Below are 20437 nucleotides of genomic sequence, written 5' to 3'. Positions count from 1 at the left end.
AACAAAACATTTGTTTGCATTTGTAGTATATTAGAGGTTGTTCAAAAAGTCCGCTTTTGATTACGTAGTCAATCAGGAAGCAGATTCTGCATCAAATTTTGAATTAAGCCGGGTCCAAGCGAATGCTTGCGAAGCGATGATTCCTGCGAAACATCTCAGGCGTTCACGTACGAACAACGTGCGCTGCGCTTTTTAATCGCTGGCTTCATTCAACTTTCTCGGCGCTGAACACCGGCCTTTTTGAACACGTATATTAAAGACTACATAACGAAAGTAAAAGGGGGAGCATGAATGGCGGAACAAATCGATTTGTTCGAAGAAGCTTCCGGTATCCGTTCCGGAAGTGAATCTTCGGGATACGACGCGGACGACATTCAAGTGCTCGAAGGGCTTGTCGCAGTACGGAAACGGCCAGGGATGTATATTGGCAGTACGAGCTCGTCGGGACTTCATCATCTGGTCTGGGAAATTGTGGATAATGCTGTCGACGAGCATTTGGCCAAATTTTGTTCCAAGATCGATATTACATTGAATAAGGATGGTTCTGTAACCATAGTAGATAATGGCCGCGGTATTCCGACTGGGATGCATAAGATCGGTGTTCCTACACCGCAGGTCGTCTATACGATCCTGCACGCTGGGGGCAAGTTCGGCGGCTCCGGTTATAAGAAATCCGGGGGGCTGCACGGGGTTGGCGCATCGGTAACCAACGCTTTATCCGAGTGGCTTGAGGTGGAGATCTACCGTGAGGGCAAAATTCACCGCATGCGGTTCGAGTACTGGGTGGATAAAAAAGGAGTCGAGCATGTCGGCGAACCGGTAACGGGTCTTGATATTATCGGCAATACGAATAAGTCCGGCACGAAGGTAACGTTCAAGCCGGATATTCGGGTGTTCCCGAATGGAATCGGCCTTAATTATGATACGCTCGCCGATCGTTTGCAGGAGATCGCTTTTCTGAACTCAGGTCTGAAAGTGACTTTGAAGGATGAGCGTTCCGACCGTTCTGACGAGTTTTTCTACGAGGGCGGTGCGAGCCAATTTGTCGAGTTCCTGAATGATGGCAAGGATGTCCTCCATGAAGTGGTTCATTTCTATGCGGAACGGGATGAGATCGAGGTTGAAGTAGCGCTGCAATATAATGTGGGCTATACGGAGACCTTGGTGTCCTTTGTGAACTCGATTCCTACGCGGGGCGGCGGTACACATGAGACTGGCTTCAAGACAGCATATACGCGTGTCATGAATGAATATGCCCGGAAGAATGCAATCCTGAAAGAGAAGGATAAAAATCTGGAGGGCAATGATCTTCGCGAAGGAATGATGGCTGTCATCAGCGTGAAGATGTCCGAGGTGGAGTTCGTCGGCCAGACGAAGGATCAGCTCGGCAGCGCTTCCGCGCGAAGTGCCGTGGAGTCTGTCGTATCCGACAAGATGGCTCTGTTCCTGGAGGAGAACCCCCAGGTCGCTCAAGTTCTGATCAAGAAGGCGGTGCAGGCCTCCAAGGCGCGGGAAGCAGCGCGCAAGGCGCGCGATGAGATGCGGAGCGGCAAGAAACGCAGCGAGAGCACGAATCTCGGCGGCAAGCTGTCTCCTGCACAGTCGAAGGACTATGCCCGCAATGAATTGTTCATTGTCGAAGGCGACTCCGCCGGTGGCTCGGCGAAGCAGGGCCGGGATTCCAAGTTTCAGGCGATTTTGCCATTGAAGGGTAAACCGATGAATCCGGAGAAAGCCAAGCTTGCCGATATTCTGAAGAACGATGAGTATCGGGCCATTATCGCGGCGATCGGTGCGGGCATCGGCACGGAATTCGCTGTCGAGGACAGCAATTATGCGAAGATTATTATTATGACGGATGCTGATACAGACGGAGCACATATTCAAGTGCTGCTGCTTACCTTCTTCTATCGTTATATGAAGCCGCTGATCGATGCCGGACGGGTCTACATTGCCCAGCCTCCGCTGTACAAGATCACGAGGCGTTCAGGCAAGCTGGAGACCGTACGTTATGCCTGGAGCGATGAGCAGCTGCAGAATTACTTGAAGGAATTTGGTAAAAACTTCGAACTGCAGCGTTATAAAGGACTCGGGGAGATGAATCCGGATCAGTTGTGGGAGACGACGATGAATCCGGAGAGCCGTACAATGCTGCAAGTGAAGATTGAGGATGCCGCGAAGGCGGAACGGCGCGTATCCACCTTGATGGGGGATAAGGTGGACCCGCGCAAGCGTTGGATCGTAGAGAACGTCGATTTTACGGAGTATGAGGAATAGAGGGTGACTTGATTTGAGTATGTTGGAGAATTTCTTACCGGCTTATTTGGAAGAGGTCGTAGGGGATCGCTTCGGTCGGTATTCCAAATATATAATTCAGGACCGTGCCATTCCTGACGTGCGCGATGGGCTCAAGCCGGTTCAGCGGCGGATACTGTATGCGATGTATGATTCGGGGAATACGCCTGACAAGCCTTACCGCAAGTCAGCCAAGACGGTCGGCGATGTGATGGGAAATTATCATCCGCACGGTGACTCCTCGATCTACGAGGGTATGGTGCGGATGGCTCAGCCTTGGAAGATGGGGCATGTGCTGGTTGACGGGCACGGCAACTGGGGTTCCCAGGATGATGACCCGGCAGCAGCGATGCGTTATACGGAGGCGCGGCTGTCGCCGATCGCTATGGAGCTGCTGCGCGATATTGAGAAGCGGACGGTTCCCTTCAAGGATAACTTTGATAACTCGACATTGGAGCCGGTGGTGCTGCCGTCCCGTTATCCTAATTTGCTTGTCAACGGGGTTAGCGGGATTTCGGCCGGGTTTGCTACGGAAATTCCGCCGCATAACCTGCGTGAGGTTATTGACGCATGTATTGCGGTTATGGAGCGGCCGGAGCTTGAACTGGAGGAGATCGCCTCCTATGTAAAAGGACCGGATTTCCCGACTGGCGGAATCATCATGGGCGAGGACGGCATCCGCGAAGCCTATCGCACCGGGAAGGGACGCATCTATTTGCGTTCCAGGACGGAAATCGAGAATATGCGCGGCGGGAAGCAGCAGATTGTCGTGACGGAGATACCGTATCAGGTTGTGAAGTCCCGTCTTGTAACGGCTATGGAAAATATTCGGCTGGAGAAAAAGGTAGACGGAATTGCCGAAGTTCGCGACGAGAGCGGACGCAACGGATTGCGGATCGTTATTGAGCTGAAGAAAGATGCGGATGCCCAGGGGATTCTGGCTTATCTGCTGAAGAAGACAGACCTGCAGGTCACTTATAATTTCAATATGGTGGCGATTGTCAACAAAGCCCCTCGCCAGCTCGGTCTGAAAGCAATCCTTGAGGCTTATATTGCTCACCAGCGTGAGGTCGTTACCTTCCGCACCCAGTATGAGCTGGATAAGCTGGAAGACCGCGCCCATGTGCTCGAAGGTCTGGTCAAGGCGTTGAATATTCTGGACGAAGTCATCGCCGCCATCAAGGCCTCGAAGAACCGTCAGGATGCGCAGAATAATCTGCAATGGATGTTCGGCTTTACAGAACGCCAGGCCGATTCCATCCTTACTTTGCAATTATACCGTTTGACAAATTTGGAAATTACGTCGCTGCAAAAAGAGCTTGACGACATCACTAAGAAAATCGCCGTATTGCGCGGGATTCTGGAGAGCGACAAGAAGCTCGTGGCCCTGATCAAAAAAGAACTGCTGGAAATTCGCGAGAAATACGGAATTGACCGCCGTTCGGAAATTCAGAGCGAGGTAGAAGAGCTTAAGGTCAATCTTGAGGTTATGGTCGCGCAGGAAGACGTGCTGGTGACCCTGTCCAATGAGGGCTATATTAAGCGGACCAGCATGCTCTCATTCACTCGTTCCGGCGGAGAGCGCAATGGGTCTGGGGTGAAGGAAGGCGACTATATCAAGCATGTGCTTGATGTGGACACACTGCAAAATATACTTATTTTCACACAGCGCGGACAATACTTCCTGCTGCCGGTGCATCAGATTCCTGAGTTCAAGTGGAAGGATAACGGGACTGCGATTGTCAACGTCATTCCGCTGGCCAAAGAGGATTCGATCATCGGTGTCATTCCGCTTAAATCGTTCGATGAAGCGGGCGTCAGCCTTGTCTTCGTAACAAAACGCGGACAAGTGAAGCGTACAGAATTGAAGGAATACGAGACGAAGCGGTCGACGGCAGTCGCTGCTTGCAAGGTAACAGATAGGGACGAAATTATTACTGTTCAGGTTAGCCGTGGCAATCAGGACATCGTTCTGTTAACGAAGCAAGGAATGGCTATCCGCTTTGCCGAGAATGAAGTGAATGCGATGGGCCGTGTATCCGCTGGGGTGAAGGGCATCGGGTTGAAGGAGGACGACGAGGTCGTCAGCGCGTTATGGGTTCAAGGCGATGAAGGCGAGCTGCTTGTCATCTCCGATCTGGGTTACGCGAAGCGCAGCCTGCTGCTCGATTATCCGCTCCAGAACCGCGGTGGCAAAGGCGTTCAGACGTTTGAATTCAAGGAAGGCAAGCGCGTGAAGCCGAATGGCACCCGGATTGCAGGCGGCTTCCACTGCAAGGAACCGATCACAATCATCGCCATGACCCGGGAAGGTCAGGCATACAGCTTCAGTTCTGAAGCAACGCCGCTGGCGGATCGCAAGTCGATTGGCAAAATCATGGCCCATGTGGAGAAGCAGGATGAAATTGTGGATCTGCTGGAATCTTGATTGCCTCTAGGCAAATTATTGCTTGGATCTGCTGAATAAATAAACCTAAAGAACCTTCAAATCCGCCAAGCGCGGGAATGAAGGTTCTTTAGGTTTGTTCGCCTATACGTTTGTACCGGGATTATTTAATTTCCGTGGATGTGAAATAATCCAGGACCATGCACCCGGCTCCTTGGGCCACTATATTGTAGGCTGTAGAGGATTGCACGATCTTAACCTGACAGTTAGGATAAATAGCCACCCGTTCATGTGCAGTTCTTGAGGCTTCTTCGTAGAACAGCGGCTTAGGGACAAGCGTTCCACCGCAAATGACGATATCGGGACGCAGCATAAAGATTAGATTAGCCAGACCTATGCCAAAATAATAAGCCGCTTCCTTTACAACCTCCAGGCAAAGCGAATCCTGCCCGTCCATGGCCTCCAGAATGTGGTGAAAGTCTACCTTGTCCGCATCCATATTTTGTTGAAGCATCGATGTTTGGCCCCGCTTGAGCCGGTGAATGACTTCGTGGTGAATCGCCGGCAGGCTGCTGTAGGCTTGCAGACACCCATAGGCACCGCAGGTGCAACGCCGTCCATGTATATCGAGGATCATATGGCCCAAAGCATCATCCATCTCATTGATTTGATGGACAAGCTTGCCTTTGAGGATCATGCTGCTGCGAATCCCCATGTCGCTGGAGACAAAAACCAAACTGTCTGTTTCCTTCCAATAGTTCAAGCGGTATTCCGCCAGTGCCGCCAGGTTGGTTCCATTATCGAGAAATACAAGCGTATCATTTTTCTGCTCTAAGTATTTGACGAGGTTGAAGTCGTGCCAACCGTCTGCAGGAAATAAATGAGAATCAACGATGATGCCTCGCTCAAGATCTACCGGATCAAGGACGCCAACACCAATTCCCAGCATTTTCTCTGCGGGAATATCGTGTTTGGCCAGCAGTTCATTAATACACCGGGATACATAGTCCAATGTATATTGAGCCGTGCATTGTGAATCCATTTTCAATTTCTCTGTTCCAAGAATGGTCAAATTTAGATCGAGAAGCAGTACGGTTGTATATAAATTGGTGAGCTCTACGCCAATTAAATAGAAGGCGTCAGGCCGGATGACGTACATTAAAGGCTTACGTCCGCCGCTGGATTCTCCTAAGCCGCTATCATGAATCAGTCCCGCCTGGACAAGTTCATCCAGTAGACGGGCACAGGTGGTAGGTTTATATCCCGTCATCTCGGAAAGCGTCTTTACGCCTATCGGACCCCATTGACGAATAAAGCGATATAGAACTTTTAAGTTTTTCGTCTTTTGAGACGTGATACCGATAAATTGCCTGAGCATAATTCTTCCGAACTCCATTCTAATCATTAAATTATGAGTAGTTTACTCTATTTTGCAAAAAAGAAAAAGCAGGTGCAAGGCAATTTTTAGCTCCTTCTGACAGAAGTTGTGGCTTATATCGTAATGAGCTGAAGTATAATCATGCTTAATGATTAACTTTTTATCAAAATGAGATTTAGTCTATTTACTTTATCCGCCGAGTCATTTAAACTTTCAGTGATGAATGATTCTGGGCTAGTTTAACGAGTCATTTATCCTAGGTTTACCAAGAATATAATTCGTTCAACATTACTAAGGAGGAAAGATTCATGCATAACACGCAACAAATTCTGGAAGCGAAAGATTTCATTATGAGTAAAATTAATGATCGTCCTGCCATCGGATTGATTCTGGGCTCTGGCTTGGGAACACTGGCCGACGATATCGAAAATCCGGTAACCATTCCTTACGCTGAAATTCCTCATTTTGCCAAATCTTCCGCTGTCGGCCATGCCAACGAGTTGGTGATTGGACAGTTGAAGGGGAAGACAGTAGCTGCCATGAAGGGGCGTTTTCACTATTACGAAGGCTTTACTTTAGATGAAGTCACTTTTCCAGTGCGTGTCATGAAGGCGTTGGGCGTCGAGAATCTGATTATTACAAATGCCTGCGGGGCGGTGAATACCAGCTTTAATCCCGGGGATTTAATGTTGATTACGGATCATATCAATCTGGTTGGCACGAATCCGTTAATCGGACCCAATAACGATAAATTAGGTACTCGCTTCCCGGATTTGTCTCAAACCTACAATCCTGGTTTGCGTCATCTTGCAGGGACAGTAGCTAATGATCTTAATATGAAAATACAACAGGGTGTTTATGCTTGGTGGAGCGGACCTACGTACGAGACTCCGGCTGAGATCCGTATGATCCGTACGATGGGAGCCGATGCAGTTGGGATGTCGACAGTTCCCGAGGCGATTGTAGCCGTTCACGGAAATATGAAAGTACTTGGCATCTCCTGCTTGACGAATATGGCTTGCGGTATTTTGGATCAGCCTCTGAACCATGAAGAAGTGATTGAAGTGGCCGGTAAGGTTAGAGTGAATTTTATTGCACTAATTAAAGGCATTTTAGAAAAAATGGAATAGTGGGTGTAGGACAAGACAGGGATCTCCCATGCTTTAGGAGCCTATCCAGAATACATTGTACGGAGGTCAACAAGACGATGAAAAGGGTATATCTCGCCAGTCCATTTTTTAATGATACAGAGATCGCAGTTCTGGAACAGGTAGAGAAGATTTTGGCCGACAAAGGCCTGAACGTGTTCTCGCCATTCCGAAAAAACAATGAAAATGCCGAGTTCGGTTCCAGACAGTGGTCGATTGAAACCTTTATGACTGATATTAAATATATTAAATGGTCTGAAATTGTGGTGGGCATCTATCATGGCAACTATTCGGACACGGGAACAGCCTGGGAATTTGGCTACGCTTATGCGACGGACAAACCGGTGATTCTGATTCACGTTGGCGAAAACAGCAACCTGATGGTTCATGAGGGAGCCCATGCTAATATCACATTGGAAGAGCTTGCCGACTATGACTTTGATAAGCTGCCCAGTTCTTTCTACTCAGGCGAGATGCTGTAATCATAGCCGGAGCACATGACGAGGGAGTGTCAACATTGACACTCCCTTAAAATTTGTCCTACGGTTCAATTCCCCATATTAACACACCGTTATCATACAATGTGATATGATTGTTCTCTGTATATGAGCGGGCCGAAGAGAGGAAGGAATAATCATTGGCCTGATTGTAATTGGACCAGTCTCCTTGATGGAGACGCGCCATAATCTCGCCGCTATTGCCACCTGCTGCCAGCGTTCCTGCTGCGGAGGCAAAGGAAATCTCCAGATAATGATCCGCACCGGTTAACGGTTGGGCAAGCTGGTGAACGGCTCCGCTCAGATTCGTACAGCCAAGCTGAGCGTAATCACAATCGAAAAATTGCGCCTGATTGCTCTCGGCGGTATACCAGTAACGCAGCGTCAGATTCTCATACGGAATGGCTTCGGTTCCCTGATTTTTTATTTTGAAATGCGGGCGGATCTGATTGTTGTTTACTCCGGTCTCCGCAGCTTTATATTGAATGGATAAATTGCCGACTGTTATTTCCTTGGGGATGACGGATACGCTGGCGGAATCGGCGCTTGCTCCCACGCTGTTCGCAGCGTTCACCCGGTAGTAGTAAGTGCTCCCGTTCGTAAGTCCCGTGTCTAGATATGTGGTTGCAGTAAGATTAGCTGCGACTGCTGTATAGGGCCCGTTAGCGTTGTCGCTGCGTTGGACGGTGTAGCTGGTGGCTCCGGGCGAAGCATGCCAGCTGATTGTCGCCGATCCGTTGCCCGGCTTGGCCAGCAGTCCGGTTGGCGCCGGGGGAACCGAAGGCTGGCTGGTTCCGCTCTTCGCATTCATATTCAAGGCGTGGCTCTGAATCACGGTTGCCGTGCTGCTTGGATAGATGACCCGGAAGCCATCATAATCGGGATAGAGGCTGTTATCATCCTGAATGCCGGTCAGAATCCAGAACTGACTTCCTGCTCCATTATACTGCTCGATGGTGGACAGCCAGGTTTGATAGACCTGGTCGCGGGTCGCCTGATTCTGGTAGCCGAATTCCTCCAGCACGACAGGCTTGCCGATGGCATCGCCCGCTTCGATATGATCAATCATCCATTGCGTGCCCCATTCCGGCGTCTTGTTCCAATGGTCCGGATAGAGATGACACCTTGGATAGAATGAAATGCCAAATAAGACAACCTTGTGCATTTTCCTATGCTTGTCCTGAAGTAGTGATAGAACTGCAAGCCGATAACAATTAGAGAATCAACACCTCCGATTAGAAAAATATAGAAACGTTTACAATAATTATATTACAATAATTATAAATGTAAATCCCAAAATTCGAGCTTAGATTCACTATAAGGAAACCAGATGGTCGACAAAGGCGCGGATGATCGAGTTCTCCAACGTATCCTTGCGGTAGACAAGACCTACCTTTTTTCGCGGGGCGGGATCGGCAAGGGATATAATGGCTACCTTGTCGCTAACAACGGTCCTGCCATAGGATTTGGGCAGAATCGTACCGCCTACATGCTGCTCGGCCATATGTAATTGGGATTCCAGAGTGGACAGCTCCATTACAGGATTTAGTTGAATCTCCAGCTCGGCGCAGGCGGAATCTATCATCTGCCGGACCAGAAATTTCTGCGGGAACAGGACGAGCGGGAGATTGGCCAGCTGCTGAATCGTGATATTGGAGCAGGCAGCATACTCATGGCTGCTGGAAATGGCCAGCACCAATTCTTCATCATAAAGCGGCCGATAAGCCAGCTGTTCATCGAAAAGGGGCAGAAATACGACGCCTACATCCAGATGATTGTGCAACAAGCCATCCCGGGTCTCTTCGGTAGCAAGCTCTGTCACGGTCAGTTCAATTCCGGGATAGAGGCGATGGAAAGCGACCAAGGCATCGGTTAATAAATGGTTGCCAGAACAGCCGATGCGCAGCTTCCCTCTCTGCAGTCCGGATAGTTCATTAATTTCCAGTCGGGCCAGCTTAATCTCGTTAATTACTCGGTGGGCATGACCGAGCAGAATTTGACCGGCTTGTGTCAGTATTGTTTTCTTGCCAGAACGGTGAAATAACGGTGCTCCCAGCTCGCGTTCCAACAGCCGAATCTGATGGCTTAATGTAGGTTGGGAAATGCCCAGTTTCTCAGCAGCCCTCGTAAAATGCAGTTCCTCGCATACGGCCAGAAAGTACTCCAGCAATCGATGTTCCATTCGCAGGCTCCCCTTATCGATAGATAATTTCTATGATTATAATCGATACCATATTATTGATCAATAGAGATTAAATCGCTATAGTTATTAACAATAAATATCGTACCTAAAGAAAGGGAGCGCTTGATATGGAACCGTTACAAGTGATTCGGACTAATCAGCCGAAGAACAAGCCAAATGAAGGGGAGCTGGGCTTCGGCAAATATTTTAGTGACCATATGTTCGTTGCGGATTATACATCAGAGCGAGGCTGGCAAAATGCTAGAATTGTTCCTTATGGACCTATAAGCTTGGAGCCGTCAGCAATGGTGCTTCACTATGGACAGGAAGTATTCGAAGGCATGAAGGCGTATCGGGGGATGAACGGAGAGATCCATCTGTTCAGACCGGAGAAGAATATCCAGCGCATGAATATGTCCTGTGATCGATTAGGTATTCCACAAGTGGAGCCGCAATGGATGCTTGAAGCGATCTGCAAGCTGGTTGAGACCGATAGTGACTGGATTCCACAGCAGGTGGAAAATTCGCTCTATATTCGTCCGTTCATTATTGCCACCGAGCCATGCCTTGGTGTACGCGCAGCGAAGGAATATCAACTGCTTATCATTACTTCACCGGTTGGAGCATATTATTCCAGCGGGCTGGCGCCCGTATCCATCTACGTAGAGGATCAATATGTCAGGGCGGTACGCGGTGGAACAGGGGCAGCCAAGACTTCGATCAACTATGCTTCAAGCATCAAAGCGCAAGAAGAGGCCAAGCGTCAGGGTTACTCTCAGGTGTTGTGGCTGGACGGCGTTGAGCAGCGTTATATCGAGGAAGTTGGAAGTATGAATGTATTCTTCAAGGTGGATGGCGAGGTCATTACGCCCGAGTTGAACGGAAGTATTTTGCCAGGGGTTACGCGGGACTCCGTGATTGCGATGCTGAGGCATTGGGGAATCCCTGTGACGGAGCGCAAAATTACCGTCGAGGAGCTGTTCGAGGCGCAGCAGCAAGGAAAATGGGAGGAAGCCTTTGGCACAGGAACCGCTGCGGTAATCTCCCCGATCGGCGCGATGAAGTGGGGGGAGCAGAGCATTCAGATCAATCAGGGCCAGATCGGAGAAGTTTCCGGGAGACTGTATGATGCGATTACAGGAATACAGCAAGGCAGGATTGACGATCCTCTGCACTGGAGATATCGGATCGGGTGAAGGGGTTTGTGAATTTATAGGATCATCGGACAAACAGATTGGAGCAGGCTGCCTAAGAGTGTTCCGTCATAAGACAGTATAAAACTATATTGTTTATGGGCAACTGCCGAACTGCCAAATGAAATGTCTAAAAGAAGCGTATTTCTCCAAGTAGACAGTACGCTTCTTTTTTGTTTTGTGTCCTAATAATAGGAAAGCCCTGCTTGACGCTCGGATTTTTTCATGGCATTTCCTCTTTTTAAATAAATGGTGTCACTAATTGACACCATTATGGATTATACTATAACCAAGACCACAGAGAAAGGATCAAATGCCTTATGGAAAAACTATTTTTGGTATCCTCCTTTAAGGATGTAGCTGACATATTTGCAGACTTCGAGAAAGACCTAAACGGCAAAACCGTCACCTTTATTCCGACTGCAAGCAAAGTGGAAAAGGTCGTGTTTTATGTGAGCGCAGGAAGAAAGGCTCTTGAAAAGATGGGACTGATTGTTGACGAGTTGGATATATCACTCGCCACAACCGCTGAAATTACCGCAAAAATAAAAAACAACGATTTCATCTATGTGACAGGGGGCAACACATTTTTCTTGTTGCAGGAATTGAAAAGAACCGGCGCAGATCAAGTAATCATTGATGAAGTCAATGCCGGAAAACTGTATATCGGAGAGTCTGCCGGAGCAATAGTTACATCTGCAAACATTGAATATGTCAAAGGGATGGATAGTGTAAAGAAAGCGTCGGGCTTAGAAAATTTTGATGCTTTAGGTTTGGTGGAGTTTTGCACTGTGCCGCACTATACCAATCCACCCTTTAAGAAAATTGGACAGAAAATAGTGGACACCTATTCCTCCGTATTAAACTTATCCCCGATTAGCAATAACGAAGCGATAGTGGTCAACGGTAGTGAAATAACTATCAAAAGAAACTGAACTTCTGACTATGAAACGGAACAGGCTGATTTAGAAAACAAACTGGAGCAATAACAAGCGGAACTGGACGAACAGGAGCAATACGCCGAAGATGTAGAACGGTTTATCCGCAAGTGCAGGCAATACACAGATTTGCAGGAACTCACGCCCACCATCTTGAATGACTTGGTGTGCAAGGTCTTTGTGGATGCCCCGGACAAGTCGAAGGGCAAACGCAAATATTCACATCAGCTATGATTTGGTGGGGATGCCGGAATTGAATACCCCGATACATGAAGAAATGGCGTAGCTTTTAAGCTACACTTCAGGAATATACTGTTTTATGACGGACTGCCTAAGGGGCGGCCTTTTTTTGTTCCATGTCAGTCTGAGCGCCCTGAATCTAGGTTTGCGATCAGAAATAATTGAATAGGAAGAACCACTTTTTGTCCCATGGCAGGATTTTGAAAATGAATGTCGAAAAATTAATTACACGCGATTGTGATCACTCCACATCTGTTACGTCAACCTGCTGCTTTGTGGCTCAAGCGATATCAACTTCACGAATGCATGATATATTCCGATAAACGGGATATCCCTATATTTTATGAGTTAAGTTATTGATTGGAGTTCAACCTGGGGAGGGATCGGATTGCATACAGAGGAATTTGTCAAATTACTTGGAAGAATCATGAAGGATTTTCAGACCCATATGGAAGATCATCTTGCACCTTCCTTAACAACCTCGCAATTGAGTGTTCTGGAAGTCATGATTCAACAGGAGAAACACAGCTTGAAGCCTTCGGATCTTATTCCGTTCCTCTCTACTACGCCTGCTGCCGTAACGATGCTGCTGGACCGGATGGAACGCGGTGAACTGATTCGTCGGGAGCGCGATGAGACCGATCGTCGGATCGTATGGGTATCCCTTACGGAGAAGGGAAAAGAAGAACTCGAGCGCGGAGTCTCCATTCGGGATACATATATCAACAGTATTTTGGACCGAATCTCAACGCATAATCAGCAATTGCTGGTTTATTTGCTTGGGAAAATCTCAGGCGCGAAATCCTGAACAATACAAGGGGGAGAATCATAGGATTAATGAATGAAACAGGTGGACCTTTTACGCCGGAGACAAGTCGCCAGAGTTGCGATTTGTCTTTTTTGCTGAATAAAGGATGAAATTACAGTGCCGGGAATATATTTAACAACATACATATTCTTGACCCCATCAACCGGCAGGGTGGTGATATATAGTGGTTTTCTCAATCTTGCAACTTATCGGCGGAGTGATTCTGGCTATCGGCTGGATTCCTCAGATTTTGCAGATTATAAAGACGAAGTCCGTCCGAGATCTAAGCCTGAAATCCTACTTGTTCATGTTATCAGGAATCGCGCTCATGGAGATTTATGCTATCGATTTAGTCAGTAATGGTGCTGGAATTGCATTTTTGATGACAAACAGTCTATCTTTATTAGTCGTGCTGTTTGTAATTATGCTCGTGCTGCGATATAGAAAATAAATGATCCATAAGAAAAGAGCTGTTCCGTGCCGCGACAAATCACTGGGCTAATGGGAAAAACGTTGATATGGACGAGCTTACGGCGCAGAACAATCGGAATATATCCCGTTGATCCACGGTATTAGAAGAGCGCAAGGAACCAGGCCTGCAATAGAGGAGGGCTGCTTTCTATCATGAGGATACGAGGCATTATTTTCACTTATGGATGGTTCCAAGATCTAAGTGGATGAAGCCGTTTGGAAATTCAGTAGAATCGTTAAGGCCCGTCCTTGTGTGCCAGATACCATAGGAAAGATGTGGGGAACAACATGGGCGGGGAGCTAGCGGGAATTGATCAATTAAGAGAGGGATTGCAGGGGATATAGATGCGGTTTAAAATAAAAGAAATGGAGAATTCAAAGGAGATACCTCGTAAATGACAGAAGAACAGCTTCCCTACAAGTTCAGTTTCTCGATTACTTACAAAGAATACAAGTCACTAACCCTGGCTCATTCGAAAAATCAGTTGATTTTCATTGGTGTATTCATTTTTGTGGTGTTTATAGCAACCACATGGATCAAAAGTTCAAATTTTGACGTGATGTTGTCCAAGGCTCCAATAGGTATTATTCTCAGCCTTGTTCTGACTTTCTTCATGTGGTTGCTTACACTTTATAAGTCTAGGCGGGCTTTTGAAACCAGTGGGATACTGAAGAGTGAGCAGACGCTAACCTTATCCGAGGACGGAATACAGATGGCGATTGAGACCAATGATTCGCTGATTCCATGGAATGAAGTCGCTAAAGTAAGTGAGTCGAAGGATCTGTTTATTATCTATCTGACTAAAAACCAAGGTGTGCTTATCCCTAAAAGCGCTGTGGAAATGGCTAGAATCAGGCCGATTCTCCGTTCCTTTCTGGACAGCAGCAAATTACGGATAAAGTAAATTTTATGTCTGAAATAAGCATCACCCAGCCTCGGGATACTTGTCCGCGAGAACCGGGTGATTTTTATTGCAACAGGGTTATTCGCTTATGCAGCCACGTCTGAGCTTTTCAGCCACCGAATGGCCATCGCGGACGTTAATAACATAAATACGCTATTCATAATGAAGAATTGCAGGGTGTCTGCTGCGGTTAAGCTCTCCTGGCTTAATACGCCCATTCCGATCGTCAGTAGGGAATAGGGAAAATACAAGCCTATCTTCATCACATACATCCCCAATCCGATAAATACGGCGCATACGCTAATACCGATAGGCACCGCAAAGCTGCGGATACGCATCGAGAGCAGGAGCTGAATCGCACCGATCATGGTGGCTGCGACCCAGCCGCGGGTGATCCAGCCCAAGGTCTCCGGGGGATAATGCTGCCGCAATCCCAGTAGTAAGCCGGCAGTGCCGTATAGAGCAAGAAATAGCAGCTGAACTGTGAGAATAAGGAGGCTGATGATGACCAGCTTGGAGATAAATACGTGCGCAGCAGAGCATGGGGCGCTCATGACCATGTTCCAATTTTTATTTAAGTGCTCCAGCCTGCATACATAAGCACAGCAGATAGCTATTAATACTGGCAGGAAGAACTCGCCGTAGAAGAGGCTTACCTGTGTCCAAAGGCTATACCACTCATTTTGCAGGGCGCTCTGGTTCAAATAAAAGTTGGCGCAGCCGATGAACACTGCCAAAACAGGCAGTGTGACAAGGATCAGCCACATCCGGGAATGACGCAGCTTAAGCTGCTCAGCACGAATACATCTGATTAACATAATGGTCCTCCTATAATGTGGTTTATTCAACAGGTTAAGTTACTTCTACACTTCCTGCCTGGATACGTGGAAACTGCCCATGATGTAAATAACAATCCCCATGATGACTAGAGTGGCTGGCAGTATAAATCCAACCGGTCGGGTTACGAACCGCATAATTGAGCCCGCATAATCGTAGGTAACTGGACTAAGCTCGGTGTAGTAGGACCAGACGAATAGATGTCTGACCCTCGCCGGAAACAACTGCGACGTCATGCCGATGAACCCGCCGATCATTCCGAGACAAAGACTAAATGCTTGATTCTTGACAGACAAGGACATCCACTGTTGGAGCGCGATAACCGCCTGATTGGTCAAAATAGCTCCGCCCATAAACGGAATCAGCAGAGGAAACAGTGTGGACCATTGAAATTGATGTATCCTGCCGAAGCCAATCATCGCCGCAGACTCAATCAGGATGGAGAGCAGCATCAGGGCTGAGGCGCAAAAATACTTGGCGGCATAGATCCTGCCGCGGGTAACGGAGACGGAGAGCAGCAGCTTCCAGGTGCTGCCCTTATGCTCCATATCACAGACGCGGGATACGATTACCGCGGATAAGATCGGAAGAAATAACCCGTTCATCGAGGCCGTTGTGGTAATCAGCCCTTCCCAGCCTGCAAGATCCGGATTGCGTGAGAGGGAGATGCTTGTTGAAAGGAAGATCCAGGCCAGCTCTACGCTAAGGAACAGGGCGATCATGAGAAACAGATGTCTTCTGCGCAGCTTATAAAATTCCAGACCCAGCATACTCATTATAGGCTGCTCTCCTTTCCCGTCATTTCGAGGAACAACTGCTCCAGACTTTTCCTCTGTTCCTCAATGCGAATGACATCTATCCCTGCATGGATAAGGGTCTTATTCATCCTGGCGACCTCGCGATCCCCAACACTTTTCAGCGTCAGGTATTCACCTGCGCGCAGCGATGGCAGCCCTTGATGGAGAAGGATTCTCTTAGCCTCCATATTATTGGCTGTCTTTATTGCTATACGGCCTTCGCTCTTGCCCCGAAGCTGGTCCATGCTTCCCTGAAATACAAGCTTGCCTTGGCTGATAATGCCTACCGAGGTCGCGATTTGCTCTATCTCTGACAAGAGATGACTGGAGATAAGCACAGTTATTCCGTAACGCTGTGGCAGCGATTGAATCAGCTCCCGTATTTCTCCGATTCCGGCAGGGTCCAGCCCATTGGTAGGTTCATCGAGAATCAACAGCTTGGGAAAAGCGATCAAGGCCATAGCAATCCCCAAGCGCTGCTTCATCCCAAGCGAGTATTGACTTACCTTCTTGTCCTTTTGCTTCTCTAATCTGACAATTTGCAGCACTTCGTTCACATTTTGATGCGGAACATTACGTAAGCTCTGCATGATTCTCATGTTCTCAAGGCCGGTCAGATGTCCGTAAAAGGAAGGCGATTCAATCAGCGAACCGGTTTGACTGAGTATAGGGCGACGGTGTTTGCTGAAATCTTTGCCAAAGATGGTAACCTTACCGTCTGTCGGCTTGACTAATCCAAGAAGCATCTTCAGCGTGGTTGATTTTCCCGCCCCGTTTGGCCCCAGAAACCCATATACATCACCCTCGTAGACGCTTAAATTCACATTGTTGACACCATAGGTATCTCCATAACATTTTGAAAGGTTATGTGTTGAGACGATTGCGTTCATTTGACTTCTCTCCCATCCAATTTCTAGATTCACCCTCTCAGCATATAGCCAGGACCCTTCTTGAACCTGAAGACTACCTTACGAGAACCTTAAATCGCTGTACGAATTGCCGCGGCTGCTGATTCACCAGAGCTCCCTTGGTATAATGACCATGGGTGATGAACAAATGGAAGATTTAAAGCACAAGAAATTGCTGATCGTTGAGGATGAGTATGAAATCCGCCAGATGGTGGATCGTTTTTTGCGTAACGAGGGTTATTTTCGCATATTTCATGCGGCTAATTGTCAGGAGGCTCTGGCCATCTGCCGGACAGACAAGCCGGATATCGCGATCCTGGATGTCATGCTGCCTGATGGCGATGGGTTCGCCCTGCTCACTTCGATCCGCCGCTTTTCGGCAATGCCTGTCCTGTTTCTGTCGGCTCGGGGAGAGGACGAAGACCGGCTGTTGGGCCTTGGGCTTGGGGCGGACGACTATATGGTGAAGCCATTTCTGCCGCGTGAGTTGGTACTGAGNAAATCCGCCAGATGGTGGATCGTTTTTTGCGTAACGAGGGTTATTTTCGCATATTTCATGCGGCTAATTGTCAGGAGGCTCTGGCCATCTGCCGGACAGACAAGCCGGATATCGCGATCCTGGATGTCATGCTGCCTGATGGCGATGGGTTCGCCCTGCTCACTTCGATCCGCCGCTTTTCGGCAATGCCTGTCCTGTTTCTGTCGGCTCGGGGAGAGGACGAAGACCGGCTGTTGGGTCTTGGGCTTGGGGCGGACGACTATATGGTGAAGCCATTTCTGCCGCGTGAGTTGGTACTGAGACTTAATATGATTTTGCGGCGGGTATATGCTTCTCCGACCGTGGAGCATATGCCGGTCTTCGGACTCGGCAATTATATCGTGGACTTGGAGGGCGCGGAGGTACGCAGTGAGCAAGGAGTACAGGCTTTAACCGCCAAAGAGCATGCGCTGTTAGTGAAGCTTTATCGCGAACGGGGGCGGATCGTTACTAGCGATGCGTTATGTCAGGCCGTGTGGGGAGACGATTATTTCGGATATGAGAATACGCTAATGGTGCATATCAGAAGAATTCGGGAGAAGCTAGAGACCAATCCCTCTAGCCCGGAGCACTTAATAACTGTAAGGGGGCTTGGCTATAAGCTGCTGGTGAAGGAGGGCTAACATGGACGGAACTGCACGCATTTTAAAGCGTTTTGCCAGGACAACCATCGTCATTTCCGTGCTTTTGCTCATCCTAAACTTCATATTGCTGGCAGTCTGGATCTTCAAGGGAATGAATGAGGGGCAATCTCCGGATAGCGTTACACAGCAGGCAGCAAACGCCCTTCAATTCTCTGCCGACGGGTATTCCTTCCCTGAGGAGGGGCAGAGGCTCCTTGAACAGAACCAGGCCTGGGCCATGCTGATTAATAGCGAGGGGGATGTAGTATGGGATTACGATTTGCCACCCTCGCTGCCCCGATCCTATACGCTTACCGAGATAACCCAATTTACGCGCAATTACTTAATGGATTATCCTGTGTATGTCTGGGAACATGCGAGCGGGTTGGTTGTGGTGGGTTTCCCGAAGACAAGTATAGCCAAATATCAATTTAATTTTCCCGTCGAATGGGTCCAGAGCCTGCCTTTCCGAATCGTTGCCCTGATCATTGGGAATGCGCTGCTTGCTCTTGTGCTGTCTCTTCTGATCGGCTCTCGTCTGATTAAATCGATCCAACCGCTTCTGCGCGGAATCCATTTGCTGGCTCATGAACAGAACGCCTATGTAGAGCCTAAAGGAATGTTTAGTAGCCTGGCTAAGAGCATCAATCACACATCCTTATTGCTGGAGCAGAAGGATGCCGCGCTCAAAGCGAGAGATGAAGCCCGTTCCAATTGGATCGCCGGCATATCGCATGACATCCGCACGCCATTGTCAATGGTGCTGGGCTACGCAAGCGAACTGGAGGAGAGCAAGGCCGTACCCGCAGAACAGCGTCAGCAGGCCGCCATTATCCGGCAACAAGGCGAGAAGCTTCGTTCCCTGGTCAGCGATTTGAACCTCGTTTCTATGCTGGAGTACGAGATGCAGCCGCTTCATCCAAGAAAGCTGCGGCTTTCGGTGCTGGCCCGGCAGATTGCTTCCGATTTTCTGAATCAGGGGCTGGAGGATAAATTTATGCTGGATGTGGATATATCCGAGGAACAACTTCAGGTGAATGTCGATGAGCAGCTGCTGACCCGGGCAATTACAAATTTAGTGCAGAACAGTATTCATCATAACCCCGAGGGGTGCCGTATTATTTTGCAGACGAGTGCCCTGTCAGATGGACAGACCTGTCAGATTATTGTAAAGGACGACGGGCAAGGTGTCGCGGAGGGTGATCTGCCTGACCTGCTTGAGCTTCCTTATTCATCCAGAAGACAACGTCCGGCCCATCATGGGCACGGCTTGGGGCTGCCTCTGGTAGCCCGGATTGCCAAGGCGCATCAGGGACGGTTGCTGTTGATCAGCGGGGACGGTCAAGGAATGACAGCGATCATCGAGCTGCCTGCAATGGTCTGAACAGACTTTTAGAGTAGAAAGGAACTTCACTCCCTCCCCGTCCCCATGTATAATCATGATGAGGTGGAACTTGGTTGAAGCAATTCAGCCAGAGCAGAACAGCGGATAGATACAAGGCCGATCCTGGCTTATAATATCAAGTCAGCTCCCCTATGAATTGAAGACAAAAGAACCGGCGCTAGACATAAAGAAACGGCAAGTGAAACTTTATAGATAAGTGGAGGGAAAAAGGATGATTCTGGAAAAACTCGAATTGCTGACAGCAAATCTGCAAGCCACGAAATTATTTTATCAAGAGGTGCTGGAATTGCAGCTTGTTGAAGACAAGCAAGATACTTTTACGGTCCAGGCAGGGGCGACCCGCATCCGATTTGAGGCAACGGAGGGCTATAATTGTCCATTCTATCATTTTGCGCTGAATATCCCCGAGAATCAATTCCGCGAAGCGAAGAGCTGGATTCAGTCCCGGGTGCCATTGATTCAGGAAGAAGGGGATGACGAGGTATTCTTCACCTCCTGGAATGCCCACTCGGTATATTTCGAGGATCCTTCGGGCAATATTGTAGAATTTATCGCTCGTCATAACCTCTCAAATGCGATCTCTCATTCTTTTCATAGCGGTGAGATCAACGGCGTGAGTGAGATCGGTGTAGTTGTTGATGAGGTTATCCCGTTTGTAAGGGCCTTGAATAAGATCGGTCTGCCTAATTGGAAAGAGGATAGCGAGGGACTCACTCCGGTAGGAGATGAGCATGGCTTATTTATCGTTGTCAAGAAGGGGAGGACCTGGTTTTTCTCGAATCAGAAGCCTGCGGAGTATTACCCGCTGCGAGTTTCCATACAAGGGATCGGCCGGCTTGCCTTTGCAGGGGATTCCACGTTTACTGTGATAGAAGCATAGCGAACAGG

The 20437-nt window shown here is 48.4% G+C and carries 19 protein-coding genes and 1 pseudogene; 14 read left to right on the top strand and 6 right to left on the bottom strand.

The features are described 5' to 3' along the window. Positions 1 to 291 precede the first annotated feature (291 nt). Both parE and gyrA read left to right on the top strand, forming a co-directional pair. Entirely contained in the window at positions 292 to 2277 is a 1986-nt protein-coding gene (gene parE / locus BN1360_RS20090) for a DNA topoisomerase IV subunit B (protein ID WP_068781647.1), read from the top strand. A gap of 13 nt (positions 2278 to 2290) precedes the next feature. After that, a complete protein-coding gene (gyrA, locus tag BN1360_RS20085) occupies positions 2291 to 4723 on the top strand; it encodes a DNA gyrase subunit A (protein WP_068781646.1) in 2433 nt (810 codons plus the stop codon). A 121-nt stretch (positions 4724 to 4844) separates the two neighbouring features. Here gyrA and BN1360_RS20080 read toward each other — a convergent pair whose 3' ends face one another. After that, complete coding sequence (locus BN1360_RS20080) at positions 4845 to 6086, bottom strand: ROK family transcriptional regulator (RefSeq protein ID WP_229521063.1); 1242 nt, start codon at positions 6084 to 6086, stop codon at positions 4845 to 4847. A 281-nt stretch (positions 6087 to 6367) separates the two neighbouring features. Here BN1360_RS20080 and BN1360_RS20075 point away from each other — a divergent pair, with 281 nt between their 5' ends. Together BN1360_RS20075 and BN1360_RS20070 are read left to right on the top strand one after the other, a co-directional pair. Beyond that, a complete protein-coding gene (locus BN1360_RS20075; protein WP_068781644.1) occupies positions 6368 to 7189 on the top strand; it encodes a purine-nucleoside phosphorylase in 822 nt (273 codons plus the stop codon). Between the two features lie 77 nt (positions 7190 to 7266). Beyond that, positions 7267 to 7689, top strand: a complete 423-nt coding sequence (locus BN1360_RS20070) for a nucleoside 2-deoxyribosyltransferase (RefSeq protein WP_068781643.1) — start codon at positions 7267 to 7269, stop codon at positions 7687 to 7689. 58 nt (positions 7690 to 7747) lie between these two features. Here the strand turns inward: BN1360_RS20070 and BN1360_RS20065 are convergent, their stop codons facing one another. Beyond that, on the bottom strand, positions 7748 to 8869 hold the full coding sequence (locus BN1360_RS20065; protein WP_068781642.1) for a cellulose binding domain-containing protein: 1122 nt from the start codon (positions 8867 to 8869) through the stop codon (positions 7748 to 7750). Between the two features lie 150 nt (positions 8870 to 9019). Continuing rightward, positions 9020 to 9886, bottom strand: coding sequence for a LysR family transcriptional regulator (locus BN1360_RS20060; RefSeq protein WP_068781641.1), 867 nt, complete (start codon positions 9884 to 9886; stop codon positions 9020 to 9022). Positions 9887 to 10014: 128 nt separating this feature from the next. Between BN1360_RS20060 and BN1360_RS20055 the strand changes: the two genes are divergently transcribed. From BN1360_RS20055 to BN1360_RS20030, 6 genes are all read left to right on the top strand, one after another. Beyond that, the gene (locus tag BN1360_RS20055) at positions 10015 to 11082 is read left to right on the top strand and encodes a branched-chain amino acid aminotransferase (protein ID WP_068781640.1); all 1068 of its coding nucleotides are present in this window, start codon (positions 10015 to 10017) and stop codon (positions 11080 to 11082) included. Between the two features lie 317 nt (positions 11083 to 11399). Then, positions 11400 to 12014, top strand: a complete 615-nt coding sequence (locus tag BN1360_RS20050; protein WP_068781639.1) for a peptidase E — start codon at positions 11400 to 11402, stop codon at positions 12012 to 12014. A gap of 63 nt (positions 12015 to 12077) precedes the next feature. Further along, entirely contained in the window at positions 12078 to 12251 is a 174-nt protein-coding gene (locus BN1360_RS26045) for a DUF4368 domain-containing protein (protein ID WP_256872288.1), read from the top strand. 394 nt (positions 12252 to 12645) lie between these two features. Beyond that, positions 12646 to 13065, top strand: a complete 420-nt coding sequence (locus BN1360_RS20040; RefSeq protein WP_068781638.1) for a MarR family winged helix-turn-helix transcriptional regulator — start codon at positions 12646 to 12648, stop codon at positions 13063 to 13065. Between the two features lie 184 nt (positions 13066 to 13249). After that, positions 13250 to 13516 carry a PQ-loop domain-containing transporter gene (locus tag BN1360_RS20035; RefSeq protein WP_068781637.1) on the top strand — a complete coding sequence of 89 codons (267 nt, stop codon included), beginning with the start codon at positions 13250 to 13252 and terminating at the stop codon, positions 13514 to 13516. Positions 13517 to 13931: 415 nt separating this feature from the next. Then, on the top strand, positions 13932 to 14441 hold the full coding sequence (locus tag BN1360_RS20030) for a YcxB family protein (RefSeq protein ID WP_068781636.1): 510 nt from the start codon (positions 13932 to 13934) through the stop codon (positions 14439 to 14441). Positions 14442 to 14527: 86 nt separating this feature from the next. Here the strand turns inward: BN1360_RS20030 and BN1360_RS20025 are convergent, their stop codons facing one another. Genes BN1360_RS20025 through BN1360_RS20015 form a run of 3 tightly spaced genes read right to left on the bottom strand, consistent with a single transcriptional unit; the run spans position 14528 to position 16965 of the window. Then, entirely contained in the window at positions 14528 to 15259 is a 732-nt protein-coding gene (locus BN1360_RS20025) for an ABC transporter permease (protein ID WP_068781635.1), read from the bottom strand. Between the two features lie 45 nt (positions 15260 to 15304). Beyond that, on the bottom strand, positions 15305 to 16054 hold the full coding sequence (locus tag BN1360_RS20020; RefSeq protein WP_179014036.1) for an ABC transporter permease: 750 nt from the start codon (positions 16052 to 16054) through the stop codon (positions 15305 to 15307). Continuing rightward, the gene (locus BN1360_RS20015) at positions 16054 to 16965 is read right to left on the bottom strand and encodes an ABC transporter ATP-binding protein (protein WP_068781633.1); all 912 of its coding nucleotides are present in this window, start codon (positions 16963 to 16965) and stop codon (positions 16054 to 16056) included. Before BN1360_RS20015 ends, BN1360_RS20020 begins: the two co-directional genes overlap by 1 nt. Positions 16966 to 17131: 166 nt before the next feature. On the opposite strand from BN1360_RS20015, the pseudogene BN1360_RS26040 reads away from it, so the two are divergent. From BN1360_RS26040 to BN1360_RS19995, 4 genes and pseudogenes are all read left to right on the top strand, one after another. Beyond that, positions 17132 to 17479 (top strand): annotated as a pseudogene (locus BN1360_RS26040) (response regulator); the annotation flags it as partial. Between the two features lie 14 nt (positions 17480 to 17493). Next, positions 17494 to 18144, top strand: coding sequence for a response regulator transcription factor (locus BN1360_RS20005; protein WP_082790146.1), 651 nt, complete (start codon positions 17494 to 17496; stop codon positions 18142 to 18144). Position 18145: 1 nt separating this feature from the next. After that, a complete protein-coding gene (locus BN1360_RS20000; protein ID WP_068781631.1) occupies positions 18146 to 19528 on the top strand; it encodes a sensor histidine kinase in 1383 nt (460 codons plus the stop codon). A 232-nt stretch (positions 19529 to 19760) separates the two neighbouring features. After that, the gene (locus BN1360_RS19995; protein ID WP_068781630.1) at positions 19761 to 20429 is read left to right on the top strand and encodes a VOC family protein; all 669 of its coding nucleotides are present in this window, start codon (positions 19761 to 19763) and stop codon (positions 20427 to 20429) included. The last annotated feature ends 8 nt before the right edge of the window (positions 20430 to 20437 follow it).

The organism is Paenibacillus sp. GM2, from assembly GCF_900069005.2.
Classification (GTDB): domain Bacteria; phylum Bacillota; class Bacilli; order Paenibacillales; family Paenibacillaceae; genus Fontibacillus.
This window is presented reverse-complemented; position numbering and strand designations above follow the sequence as displayed.